The sequence below is a fragment of the Novosphingobium sp. MD-1 genome (genome assembly GCF_001014975.1).
Taxonomy (GTDB): domain Bacteria; phylum Pseudomonadota; class Alphaproteobacteria; order Sphingomonadales; family Sphingomonadaceae; genus Novosphingobium.
This window is the reverse complement of record NZ_BBXA01000027.1, coordinates 237,977-250,095: the sequence shown is the minus strand read 5'-3', so window position 1 is coordinate 250,095 and position 12,119 is coordinate 237,977. Positions and strand designations below refer to the sequence as shown.

The 12,119-nt window shown below is 67.3% G+C and carries 13 protein-coding genes; 8 read left to right on the top strand and 5 right to left on the bottom strand.

What is annotated here, in order from left to right; genetic code table 11:
* The first annotated feature begins 33 nt into the window (after positions 1 to 33).
* On the top strand, positions 34 to 3,003 hold the full coding sequence (locus NMD1_RS10935; protein ID WP_125954767.1) for a valine--tRNA ligase: 2,970 nt from the start codon (positions 34 to 36) through the stop codon (positions 3,001 to 3,003).
* Between the two features lie 108 nt (positions 3,004 to 3,111).
* Positions 3,112 to 3,855 (top strand): 7-carboxy-7-deazaguanine synthase QueE, encoded by a 744-nt coding sequence (locus NMD1_RS10930; RefSeq protein WP_125954785.1) that lies wholly within the window; start codon positions 3,112 to 3,114, stop codon positions 3,853 to 3,855.
* A gap of 34 nt (positions 3,856 to 3,889) precedes the next feature.
* Here NMD1_RS10930 and ssb read toward each other — a convergent pair whose 3' ends face one another.
* The 5 genes from ssb to NMD1_RS10905 form a co-directional block, all read right to left on the bottom strand.
* Positions 3,890 to 4,450 carry a single-stranded DNA-binding protein gene (gene ssb, locus NMD1_RS10925; RefSeq protein ID WP_125954766.1) on the bottom strand — a complete coding sequence of 187 codons (561 nt, stop codon included), beginning with the start codon at positions 4,448 to 4,450 and terminating at the stop codon, positions 3,890 to 3,892.
* A 95-nt stretch (positions 4,451 to 4,545) separates the two neighbouring features.
* Complete coding sequence (locus tag NMD1_RS10920) at positions 4,546 to 6,402, bottom strand: ferrous iron transporter B (protein ID WP_125954765.1); 1,857 nt, start codon at positions 6,400 to 6,402, stop codon at positions 4,546 to 4,548.
* The gene (locus NMD1_RS10915) at positions 6,399 to 6,680 is read right to left on the bottom strand and encodes a FeoA family protein (RefSeq protein WP_206694687.1); all 282 of its coding nucleotides are present in this window, start codon (positions 6,678 to 6,680) and stop codon (positions 6,399 to 6,401) included. Before NMD1_RS10915 ends, NMD1_RS10920 begins: the two co-directional genes overlap by 4 nt.
* Before the next feature lie 92 nt (positions 6,681 to 6,772).
* A complete protein-coding gene (locus NMD1_RS10910) occupies positions 6,773 to 7,432 on the bottom strand; it encodes a COQ9 family protein (protein ID WP_125954764.1) in 660 nt (219 codons plus the stop codon).
* A 13-nt stretch (positions 7,433 to 7,445) separates the two neighbouring features.
* Entirely contained in the window at positions 7,446 to 8,087 is a 642-nt protein-coding gene (locus tag NMD1_RS10905; RefSeq protein WP_223806444.1) for an ankyrin repeat domain-containing protein, read from the bottom strand.
* Positions 8,088 to 8,151: 64 nt separating this feature from the next.
* Between NMD1_RS10905 and NMD1_RS10900 the strand changes: the two genes are divergently transcribed.
* From NMD1_RS10900 to NMD1_RS10875, 6 genes are read left to right on the top strand one after another with little or no spacing between them, the layout of a single operon-like run.
* On the top strand, positions 8,152 to 8,760 hold the full coding sequence (locus tag NMD1_RS10900; protein ID WP_125954763.1) for an SCO family protein: 609 nt from the start codon (positions 8,152 to 8,154) through the stop codon (positions 8,758 to 8,760).
* A 1-nt stretch (position 8,761) separates the two neighbouring features.
* A complete protein-coding gene (locus NMD1_RS10895) occupies positions 8,762 to 9,220 on the top strand; it encodes a YcgN family cysteine cluster protein (RefSeq protein WP_124807833.1) in 459 nt (152 codons plus the stop codon).
* Entirely contained in the window at positions 9,217 to 9,954 is a 738-nt protein-coding gene (locus NMD1_RS10890) for a M48 family metallopeptidase (protein ID WP_125954784.1), read from the top strand. The genes NMD1_RS10895 and NMD1_RS10890 overlap by 4 nt, the downstream gene beginning before the upstream one ends.
* Before the next feature lie 52 nt (positions 9,955 to 10,006).
* On the top strand, positions 10,007 to 10,465 hold the full coding sequence (locus tag NMD1_RS10885; RefSeq protein WP_124807834.1) for a hypothetical protein: 459 nt from the start codon (positions 10,007 to 10,009) through the stop codon (positions 10,463 to 10,465).
* A complete protein-coding gene (gene ribD / locus NMD1_RS10880) occupies positions 10,440 to 11,450 on the top strand; it encodes a bifunctional diaminohydroxyphosphoribosylaminopyrimidine deaminase/5-amino-6-(5-phosphoribosylamino)uracil reductase RibD (RefSeq protein WP_233497525.1) in 1,011 nt (336 codons plus the stop codon). The genes NMD1_RS10885 and ribD overlap by 26 nt, the downstream gene beginning before the upstream one ends.
* A gap of 11 nt (positions 11,451 to 11,461) precedes the next feature.
* Complete coding sequence (locus tag NMD1_RS10875) at positions 11,462 to 12,085, top strand: riboflavin synthase (protein ID WP_125954762.1); 624 nt, start codon at positions 11,462 to 11,464, stop codon at positions 12,083 to 12,085.
* Positions 12,086 to 12,119: the final 34 nt, after the last annotated feature.

Genomic DNA, 12,119 nt, shown 5'->3' with positions numbered 1-12,119 from the left:
CAGGCGGGCGGAACGGCTGGCAAAGCGCCCGCCATGACCGAACAGACTCTCGACAAGACCTTCGAGCCCGCCGAAATCGAGGCGCGCTGGTACAGCCATTGGGAAACGAACGGGCTTTTCCGCCCCGAACGGCCCGAAGCGGTGCCGTTCACGATCGTAAACCCGCCGCCGAACGTCACGGGATCGCTCCACATCGGCCACGCGCTGGACAACACGCTGCAGGACGTGGTGATCCGCTACGAGCGGCTGCGCGGCAAGGATGCGCTGTGGGTGGTCGGCACCGACCATGCCGGCATCGCCACGCAGATGGTGGTCGAACGCCAGATGGAAGCGCGGCAGGACAAGCGCACCAACTACACGCGCGAACAGTTCGTGGAGAAGGTGTGGGAATGGAAGGCCGAATCCGGCGGCACGATCACCCGCCAGTTGCGGCGCCTCGGCTGCTCGATGGACTGGAGCCGTGAGCAGTTCACCATGGACCCGCATTTCACCAAGGCCGTGGTGAAGGTGTTCGTCGACCTCTATAATCAGGGGCTAATCTACCGCGACAAGCGGCTGGTGAACTGGGACCCCAAGCTCAAGACCGCGATCAGCGACCTCGAAGTGGAAACGCGCGAGGTGCAGGGCGGGTTCTGGCACTTCAAGTATCCGCTGGCCGACGGCGTGACCCGCAACGACGGGCTGGATTACATCGAGGTTGCCACCACGCGCCCCGAAACGATGCTGGCCGACATGGCCGTGGCGGTCCATCCGGACGATCCGCGCTACAAGAGCGTGATCGGCAAGGACATCGTCCAGCCGCTGACCGGCCGCCGGTTCAAGGTGGTGGCCGACGAACACGCTGACCCGGAACTGGGCAGCGGCGCGGTGAAGATCACGCCGGGGCACGATTTCAACGACTTCGACGTCGGCCGCCGCGCCGGCATCAAGGCGGGCGACATGCTCAACATGTTCGATGCCGAAGCGAAGGTGGTGCAGACGGCGGACGGGCTGGTGCCCGCCGAATTCGTGGGGCTGGACCGGTTCGACGCGCGCAAGCTGGTGATCGAGCGGATGAAGGAGGCCGGCTTCCTGATCCCGCACGTGACCAAGGACAAGGACGGCAACGAAGTCCTCCACGACGCCGAACCGCGCACGATCCAGACACCGTTCGGCGATCGCGGCGGCGTGGTGATCGAACCTTGGCTGACCGACCAGTGGTACGTCGATGCCGAAACGCTCGCCAAGGCGCCGATGGAAGCCGTGCGCTCCGGCGCGATCGAGATCGTGCCCAAGACCTGGGAAAAGACCTTCTTCAACTGGATGGAGAACATCCAGCCGTGGTGCGTGAGCCGGCAATTGTGGTGGGGGCACCGGATTCCGGCTTGGTATGGGCCTATCCGCAACTCCGATGGAGGGATCGGTCTCCATATCAAGCAAGTTGGCTGGTCGACCGAAATAGAGGATGAGGCTGTTTTCGTTGCAGAAAACGAAACGGAAGCAAAAGCAAAAGCCGCAGAATTCTATTCAACCTATGCCAAACCGGATGACATCAAGATCTATCCCAACGCGGATGCTGCCATATCTGCTCAGCTAAAGGCTATGGAAGAAGAGCGAAATGAAATTGCTCTCTTTCGCGATGATGACGTCCTAGACACCTGGTTCTCCTCCGCGCTGTGGCCGTTCGCCACGCTCGGCTGGCCGGAAGACGATCAAACCCAACCTCCGTTCGTGTCGAGCGCAGTCGAGACACCTGCGCACGGCATCTCGACTACGCTCGATGCGAACGGGAGTGGGGCAAAAGGGGCTGGGAAGAACTCCCTGCTCGCCCGGCACTACCCCAACGACCTGCTCGTCTCGGGCTTCGACATCCTGTTCTTCTGGGACGCGCGCATGGCGATGCAGGGCCTCCATTTCATGAAGGAAGTGCCGTGGAAGCGGCTTTACCTGCATGGGCTGGTCCGCGCGGCGGACGGGCAGAAGATGTCCAAGTCCAAGGGCAACGTGGTCGATCCGCTGGGCCTGATCGACCAGTACGGCGCGGACGCGCTGCGCTTTTTCATGTGTGCCATGGAAAGCCAGGGCCGCGACGTGAAGATGGATGAAAAGCGCGTGGAGGGGTATCGCAACTTCGCCACGAAGCTGTGGAACGCCGCGCGTTTCTGCCAGAGCAATGGCATCACCGGCGGCATCGGCGATCACACCGGCCCCGGCATCGCGCCGCAGCTTGCCGTGAACCAGTGGATCATCGGCGAAGTCGTCGACACCGTGGCCGAACTCGACAAGGCGATGGCCGACCTGCGCTTCGACGCCGCCGCCAACGCGATCTACCACTTCGTGTGGGACACGTTCTGCGACTGGTACATCGAACTGATCAAGGGATCGTTCGACGACGAGACCAGGGCCGTCGCGGGCTGGGTGCTCGACCAGATCCTCGTCCTGCTCCACCCGTTCATGCCCTTCGTGACCGAGGAGCTGTGGAACAAGACGGGCGCGCGCGCCGGCGAGCTGATCGTGGCGGCCTGGCCCCAGCCCAAGGCGGCGGTCGATGCGGCGGCGAAGCGTGAGGTCGAATGGCTGATCGCGCTGGTTTCCGCCTTGCGCACCGCCAAGAACGAGCTCGGCATCGCGCCCGGGGCCAAGCTGGACGCCTATCTGCCCGAACCCAGCGCGGCCACGCGCGCGATCATCGAGGCGAACGGCCCGGCGATCGACCGGCTGGCGCGGCTTTCGTCGATCCGCTTCGAATCGGCCCCAGCCGGTGCCGCGATGCAGATCGGTGCTGGCGATGCCAACATCGTCATCCCGCTGGAAGGTGTGATCGACATCGCCGCCGAAAAGGCCCGTCTCGAAAAGGCGCTCGCCGCCGCGCAGAAGGAAGCCAAATCGCTCGAAGGGCGGCTGAACAACCCGGCTTTCGTCGAGAAGGCCAAGCCCGAGGCGGTCGAGAAAGCCCGCGCCGATCACGCGCACCACAGCGCCGAGGCCGAGCGGCTGGCTGCTGCGCTGGCGCGGCTGGGGTGATGTGATGCCTGCTCCGTTCGTGTCGAGCAAAGCCGAGACACTCCGCGCGATGGTTCTCGACTTCGCTCGAACCCAACGGAGGTTGAATTGCGTCCGTTGGCCCGCGCCATGCTGACACTTGCCACCACCACGCCGGGCGAACCGGAAATCTTCGCCTCGTTGCAGGGCGAAGGGCCGTCAATCGGCCGCCCTTCGGTGTTCCTGCGCCTGTCGCGCTGCAATCTTGCCTGCCGCTGGTGCGATACCGCCTACACCTGGCGCTTCACCGGCGACAACCGGCCGCACCGTGACGCAATCGCCTTCGAGCGCGGCGAGAACCAGATCACGCTGGACGAGCGCGACGTGGCGCTGCGCCTGCTGGCCCATCCGCAGGACCGGCTGGTGGTGACCGGCGGCGAACCGCTGTTGCAGGCCCCCGCCCTCATCCGCCTGCTGACGATCCTGAAGGAAGCGCGGCCCCGCCTGCATGTGGAGATCGAGACCAACGGCAGCGTGCCCCCGACGCAGACGCTGGACGCGCTGGTGGACCAGTACAACGTCAGCCCCAAGCTGGCCCATTCGGGCAACCCGGCCGATCTGGCGCTGGTGCCCGAACGGCTGGCGCACTGGGCCATCGAACCGCGCGCCTTCTTCAAGTTCGTGGTCGCCACGCCCGACGATCTGGACGAGATCGCGGCGCTGCAGGCGCATTACGCCATTCCGTCGGACCGCCTGTTCGTGATGCCCGAAGGCACCGCCAGCGCCCCCTTGCGCGAACGGTCCGCCTGGCTGGCCGAAGCCGCGATGAAGGCCGGCTGGCGCTTCACCGACCGGCTGCACATCCACCTCTACGGGGATACCCGCGGCACATAGCAAAACCTCCCCGGCGGCGGGGAGGTTCGGAAGGTCAGAACGGGATATCGTCGTCCAGATCGTCGGAGAAGCCGCCGCCGGACGATCCGCCGCCGCCCTGGTTCCAGCCACCGCCCGAGGACGATCCGCCCCCGCGCGAGGAGCCGCCACTGCTGCCGCCTTCGTTCCAGCCGCCACCGCCGCCGCCCGAGCGCTGGCCACCGCCGAAGCCGCCGCCCCCACCGCTACCGCCACCGGCACCGGGCGCGCCATCCAGCATGGTCAGCACCGCGCCGGGGCCTTGCAGCACGACTTCGGTGCTGTAGCGGTCATTGCCCGACTGGTCCTGCCACTTGCGGGTGCGGAGCTGGCCTTCGATATAGACCTTGCTGCCCTTGCGCAGGAACCGTTCGGCCACGCCCGCCAGACCTTCGGAGAAGATCGCCACGCTGTGCCATTCGGTGCGTTCCTGCCGCTCGCCCGAATTGCGATCCTTCCACGTTTCCGACGTGGCGATGCGCAGGTTGCAGACCTTGCCGCCGTTCTGGAACGAGCGCACTTCCGGGTCAGCCCCCAGATTGCCGACCAGAATGACCTTGTTGACGCTGCCTGCCATCGAATCGTGTCCCGTGTGAATGTGGAGGCTGGCCTAGCCAATGCGCGGCGGCAGGGCGAGTCCGCCCCCCGTCCTTTCCACAACGCGGGGCAAAACTACCCCAACCCGAAGGCCCGTGCCGTCCAGAAGGTCACGCCCGCCGCCAGATAGGCCAGGCCGAACAGGTAGGCGAGCATGAATGCCGGCCATTTCCACCCGTTCGTTTCGCGCCGGGTAACCGCGATCGTCGACATGCACTGCGGCGCGAACACGAACCACGCCAGGAACGCCAGCGCGGTCGGCAGGGTCCAGTGCGCCTTGAGCTGATCCTCCAGCGCGTTCGCCTGCGCATCCTCGTCATTCGCGTTGTCCACGGCATAGGTCGTGGCGAGCGAGCTGACCGCCACTTCGCGCGCGGCCATGGCGGGGATGATCGCCAGCGCGATATCGCGGTTGAAGCCCACCGGTTCCACCACCACGGCCAGCCCGTTGGCGATGTGCCCGGCGATAGAGGCGTCCACCTGGCTCTGCCCCTCGCCCGCGCGGGGGAAGTTCAGCAGGAACCACAGCACCACCGTGACCGTAAAGATCATCGTGCCGGCGCGGCGCAGGAAGATCCACGCGCGCTGGAACAGGCCGAGCGCCAGATCCTTCACCGTGGGCAGCTGGTACTTGGGCAGTTCCATGATGAAGCCGCTGGCCGCGCCCTTCGTCACCGACCGGCGCAGCACCAGCGCTACCACCATCGCCCCCACCACACCGAACACATAGAGCCCGAACAGCACCAGCCCCTGCAGGCCGAAGCCGGGGCCGACCGTGCGGTGGGGAATGAACGCGGCGATGATCACGGCATAGACCGGCAGGCGTGCCGAACAGGTCATCAGCGGGGCGATCAGGATCGTGGTCAGCCGGTCCTTGGGATCGGTGATGCTGCGCGTGGCCATGATGCCCGGAATGGCGCAGGCGAAGCTCGACAGCAGCGGGATGAAGCTGCGCCCCGAAAGGCCCACCGTGGCCATCAGCCGGTCCATCAGGAAGGCGGCGCGGGCCATGTAGCCGGTCGCCTCCATCGTCAGGATGAAGAAGAACAGGATCAGGATCTGCGGCAGGAACACGATCACGGCCCCCACGCCCGCAATCACGCCATCGGTCAGCAGATCGCGCGCAAGCGAGGGCGGAAGCGCGGTCTTGACCAGATCGCCAATGCCCGAAACGCCCGCGTCGAGCACGTCGGCAAAGGGCGTAGCCCAACTGAACACCGCCTGGAACACCACGAACAGCAGCGCCAGCAGGATCGGTGGACCAAGCCAGGGGTGCAGCAGCACGCGGTCCATCCGGGCGTGAATGCGATGCTTGGCGGTTTCCGAAAGGATCGCGCCATGCGCCATCTCGTGCGCCAGCAGCCGCCGTTCGGGCAGCGTGACGTGGGCGCGCGGCGCGGTTTCGCCAGACACGCGATCGCGCGCTTGCGCAATCGCGGCGGACAGTTCTGCCAGCCCCCGCCGTCGTACCGCCACGGTGGGAATCACCGGCACGCCCAGCGCGGTTTCGAGCGCGGCCGAATCGAGCGTCAGCCCATCGCGCTCGGCAAGGTCCACCATGTTGAGCGCAACCACGGTCGGGCGGCCAAGCTCCAGCACTTCCTGCGCGAAAACCAGATGCTGTTCGAGGTTCGAGGCATCGAGCACGATCACCAGCACGTCCGGCTGGGCCTGCCCCACCTGTTCGCCCATGATGACCTTGCGCGTCACCTCTTCGTCGGGGCTGGTGGCGTTGAGGCCATAGCTGCCCGGCAGGTCGACCAGTTCCATCGGTTCGCCGCTGGGCAGGATCAGGCGCCCCGCCTTTCGCTCGACGGTGACGCCCGGATAGTTGGCGATCTTCTGGCGCGCGCCCGTCAGCGCGTTGAACAGCGCGCTCTTGCCCGCGTTGGGATTGCCGACCAGCGCGGCGACACAGGCGTTGCGGCTCATGCCGTTGCTCCGATCAGTTCGACATGCATCGCCCGGGCATGCACGCGCCGCAGCGCCACCGTCATCCGGCCGATCTCCACCGCCAGCGGATCGCGCGAAACAAATACGCCGCGATAGGCGAGGCGCACATGCGCCCCGGCATCCAGCCCCAGCGCGCGCAGCCGCTCCGCCTCTTCGGGCACGAGCAAGTCCCAATCGACGGAATCGATTCGCGCGGGCGTTCCAAGTGGGATCTGGTCGAGTGTCACGCTCACGGCGCTGCCATAGGCCGAAAGCATTTGCAAGGCATTCGCAATAAGGAGCCTGAAATTAGCATGGCTCCACTGGCGCGACCTTGCCACCGCGCGCATTGACGCCGGTCAAGTGGCTCTTATCGCGCGGGATACCGCAGGCGGCCGAACAGGCGCATCACGCTGAAGGTTTCCTCGCGCGGGCGGGTCAGCCGGGCCTTGGCCTTCTCGAAACGCATCACGCCCTCGATCCGCCGATCGAGGAACGCGCGCGTATCGGCATGGCCCTCGCTCTTGTCCTCGGCGTGGACGGCCAGCGTGGCGGCATAGATCGCCGCCAGCGTGGCGCGCTTGGTATAGTGGTTGTAGTCCGTCGCGGTATCGCCGGCGAGCCGCCACATCGCATCGGCGCTGTGCCAGCCGAGCTTCATGGCCGTGGGCACGTTCTGCGGCATGGCCATGATCGCCAGCGCACGGCGGAGCGCTTCCTCGCGGCCGGCCAGCGCATCGAGCCGGAACTGCACCAGCGTGCGGATGCGCTCGCGGATCGGCAGGTTGCCGATCCGGGCGGTCGGCAGGGCTTCGGCCATGTCGGCATCGATGCGCGCGATCCACGCCGCGATCATCGCCATGGGCTTGCCCCCGAACGCGAACGCCGCAACCGCCGGGTCCACCCCGGCCGCATCGGCAGCGCTGGCCACGGCGGCCTCGCCCCATCCATCGAACACGGCGGCTTCGGCCACGTGGGGCGCCAGTTGCAGGCGGATAGCGTCGAGCGTCGATTCAGAAGCGGATGTCATCGCCACGGCCCGATCAGAACGAAGGCCCGTAGGTGGGCTTCTGCGGGGCAGCCTTGGCGGCCTTCATGGCGTTGTCGATCTCTTCCAGCACGGCGCTGTTCTTGCCGTCGAGCGCGGCATAATCCCGCGCGGAACGGCCCGAATTGTCCGGTCGCTCCGGGTTGGCGCCGGCCTTCAGCAACATGCGGATGATCGCCATGTCGCGGCGATGCACCGCGTTGATCAGCGGGGTTTCGCCGGTGTTGTTCGGTTCATCGACGCGCGCGCCGCTCTTGATGAGGAAATCCACGCCTTCGGCAAAGCCCAGATCGACCGCCATCACCAGCGGCGTGGTGCCCTTCACGTCGCGGACGTTCACATTGGCGCCCTTGGCGACCAGGAACTGCATCCAGGTCAGATCGCGGCGGGCGGTCACGATGTGCAGCGCGGATTCGCCGGAGGTGACGTCGCGCGTGTTGACGATCTGGGTGCCGGGCTCGTTCAGCGCATTCTGGACCTTTTCGCCGTCCTTCTTCTTCACGGCTTCGAGGAACTTGTAGCTTTCCGAAAACTGCGCTTGCGCGGGCGCGGCGAGACCCAAACCCAGCCCGAGCCCGGCGATCATCGCCAGTCCCGCGAAAGCCGATCGAAGCCCGTTGTGCCGCCGCGTGTTCACGTCCCTGTTCCTTCTGCTGCGAGCCTGCCGGACTCGCCCCTTGCGGAACCCGTGTTAGCAGAGCATGAACCGTCCCGCCATGGCCCGACCGATCTTCCTTGCAGCGCTAACCGCCCTGGCCGCCACGCTTTCCGCGTGCGGCAGTTCCACCCCCACCGAAACCCCGCCGCTGGAAGGCGCGGCGATCGGCGGCGATTTCACGCTTGTCGACAAGGACGGCAAGACCGTTCACTTCAACGATTTCGCGGGCAAGTACCGCATCGTGTACTTCGGCTACAGCTTCTGCCCGGATGTCTGCCCGCTCGATCTCCAGCACGTGATGCAGGGCTATCACCTGTTCGCGAAGGATCACGCCGACCTGGCGAAGAAGGTGCAGCCGATCTTCGTGACGATCGACCCCGCGCGCGATACGCCGCAGGTCGTCGGCCAGTTCGCCGCCAATTTCGGCCCGGAACTGCTAGGCCTGACCGGCAGCGAGGCTCAAGTCGCGCAAGCGGCCAAGGCTTTTGCCGTCTATTATCAGAAGCGCCCCGGCACCGCGCCCGATGCCTATCTGATGGACCACAGCCGCGGCGTCTATCTGATGGCGCCCGACGGCAAGCCGATCGCGCTGCTGCCCGGCGAGAAGGACGGGAAGGCCGTCGCCGCCGACCTCGCGAAATGGGTCCGCTGACATGGCCGCGCTGGCCGACCGCTTCTGGGAAAAACCCGTCGAAACGCTGACCCGTGACGAATGGGAAGCGCTGTGCGACGGTTGTGGCAAGTGCTGCCTGCACAAGCTGGAAGACGAAGACACCGGCGCGGTCTATCACACCAACGTCGCCTGCCGGCTGCTCGACCTTTCGACCGCGCGCTGCGCCGATTATCGCCACCGCAAGGCGATGGTGCCCGATTGCCTGCGGCTGACCCCGCGCATCGTGGCGGAAGTGCCATGGCTGCCGGCGACGTGCGCCTATCGCCTGCGCGCCGATGGCCTGCCCCTGCCGGCATGGCATTACCTGATTTCGGGCGATCGCGATGCGGTTCACCGCGCGGGCGTCTCCGTCGTGGGCAAGGCCGTCAGCGAGGTGCTTGCGGGGCCGCTGGAAGAACATATCGTGCCGGAAGAGGTATGGCAGGCGTCGGGGGGATGATCGACTGGCTGCGCCGCCCCGCCGCGCCGCGCGTGGTGAAGCCGCGCACCCTGCGGATCGGCGGGCAGGATCTGCCGCTCGTGATCCGGCGGCTGCGGCAGGCAAAACGGATGACGCTGCGCCTTTCGCCCGACGGCAGCGAAATCCGCGTTTCCATTCCCGCCTGGGGCCGCGTCGGCGATGCCGAGGCCTTCGCGCGGGATCGCGCCGACTGGCTGGCGCAACAACTGGCGCGCCTGCCCGCGCAGCAGACGCTCGAACCTGGCGCGCCGGTGCCGTTCCGGGGCGTGGCGCGTCGGCTAGACTGGCATGCAACGGCCCCCCGCAGGCCATCCATCGGGGAAGACGCGATCATCCTCGGCGGCCCGCGCGAGGGGCTGGAAAGCCGGCTGCGCCGCTGGCTGGAACGCGAAGCGCTTGCCCTGCTTGCCGACGATCTGGCGCATTACTGCGCGCGCGGAGGCCACCCGGTGCCGCGCCTCGCCCTGTCGCGCGCGCAACGGCGCTGGGGCAGCTGCGCCGCCGACGGATCGATCCGGATCAACTGGCGGCTGGTCATGGCCCCCGATTTCGTCCGGCGGTCGGTCGTGGCGCACGAGGTCGCGCATCTGCGCCACTTCGACCACAGCCCGGCCTTCCACGCCGAACTCGATCGCCTGTTCGAAGGGAGCATCGCCGAGGCGAACCATTGGCTGAAGCGCGAAGGACGCGGGCTCTACCGCGCGTTCGGCTGATCCTGGCGCAGGGCACTGGCGGAATCGGCGGCCACCGCCTATCTAGGCGGCGATGAAGGACTTCTTCCGAAACGTCTCGCCCCGGCGCGCGATCATGGATCTGTGGCAGATCATGGGCGCGCCCAGCGAATACCGCACGCGCGGCCTGTTGCTGGCCGCCTGCGTGACGGGCGGAATATTCTACCTGATGGTCCAGCAGGAAGGGCGCGGCCTGCCCCGTCCGCCGAAGGTGCTCTACTTCGAAAGCTGGCGCGCGGACCGTTCCGACAAGGAGATCATCGCGGGCAACATCGCCGCGACGAAGAAGGCCCGCGCCGAAGAGGCGGAAGAGGAGCGCCACGCCGAAAACATCCGCCAGATGTACAAGGCCGTCGGCGCGGCCACGGGCATCGATACGGAAAAGATGTATCAGGAAGGCAAGGCAGAGCGCGAAGCCGAAAAGAAGGCCGAGCAGGAACGTGCCGAGAAGATCATCCAGCAGCATCGTGCCCAGCCCAGCCCCCAGCCCTGACGCTGAGCGGCCCGACCAGGACTGGCTGGACGCGGCAGCGGCGATCGCCGCGCGCGGCCGTCCGTTAAGCCGCCCCAACCCCGCCGTCGGCGCGATGATCGTGCGCGACGGGCGCGTGGTCGGGCGCGGCTGGACCCAGCCGGGAGGTCGCCCCCATGCCGAGGCCATGGCGCTGGCGGAGGCCGGCACCGCCGCGCGCGGCGCAACGCTATACGTCACGCTGGAACCCTGCGCCCACGCCAGCGCGCGCGGCCCATCATGCACCTCGCTGGTGCTGGCCTCGGGCCTCGCCCGCGTGGTCGTCGGTTGCGAAGACCCCGATCCGCGCACGGCCGGCAACGGCATGGCCGCGCTGCGGCAGGCGGGCATCGCGGTGGACCTGCTCTCGTCCCCGGCCGCGCGGACATCTCTGGAAGGCTACCTCACCCGTAGCCGGCTGGGCCGGCCGCACGTGACGCTCAAGCTCGCCACGTCGCTCGACGGGCGGATCGCGCTGGCGGACGGGACCAGCCAGTGGATCACCGGCGCGCAGGCGCGCGCACATGTCCATGCCGAACGCGCCCGCGCCGATGCGATCCTCGCCGGTGGCGGCACCTTGCGCGCCGATGCGCCGCGGCTGGACGTGCGCCTGCCCGGCCTGGAGGATCGCAGCCCGGAACGCTGGGTGCTGACGCGCGGCGCTGCGCCGGACGGGTGGCGCGCCGTGGCCGACATTGCCGCGCCGGATGCCTTTGGCGTGGCGCAATACCTGTTCGTCGAAGGCGGGGCCGGCGCCGCCGCCGCGTTCCTGGCCGCCGACATGGTCGACCGCATGCTGCTCTACCGCGCGCCCATCGTGATCGGCACCGGGCTTGCGGCGATCGGCGATATCGGCCTGGCCGCGCTGCCCGACGCGCACGGCCGCTGGCAACTGGCCGAACGGCGCCAGCTTGGCAGCGACACGCTCGACGTCTACCACCGTCTCCGTCCCACCCTTCCAGCCTGAAAGCCGCGCGCATGTTCACGGGTATCGTCACCGAAATCGGCAACATCATCGCCATCGAGGATCGCGGCGACCACCGCGTGACGGTATCCTGCGCGATGGACCCGGCGAAGATCGCGATCGGTGCCTCGATCGCCTGTTCGGGCGTGTGCCTGACCGTGGTGGACAAGGGCGGCGTGGCCGGCGAAGCGTGGTTCGCGGTGGACGTCTCGGGCGAAACCGTGTCCCGCACCGCGCCCGCGCAATGGCAGGCAGGCCGGCCGATCAACCTGGAACCCGCGCTGAAGCTGGGCGACGAACTTGGCGGGCATATCGTGACCGGGCATGTCGACGCGGTGGGCGAAGTCGTGGGCATCTGCCCCGAAGGCGCCTCGCACCGGATCGGCATCGCCGCACCAAAGGAACTCGCACCGTTCATCGCGCCGAAGGGCTCGATCACGGTGGAAGGGGTGTCGCTGACCGTCAACGAAGTGGCCGACCAGCCCGATGGCACGGCGCACTTCGCGCTGAACATCATCCCCCACACCGCCGAGGTCACCACGCTTGGGCGCCTTGCCCCCGGCGACAAGGTTAACCTCGAGATCGACGTGCTCGCGCGCTATCTCAAGCGTATGCAGAGCCTTGCCGCGCCGGCCTGAGGTCGGAACCTGTCAAGGCGGCGCTAAAGCCTGT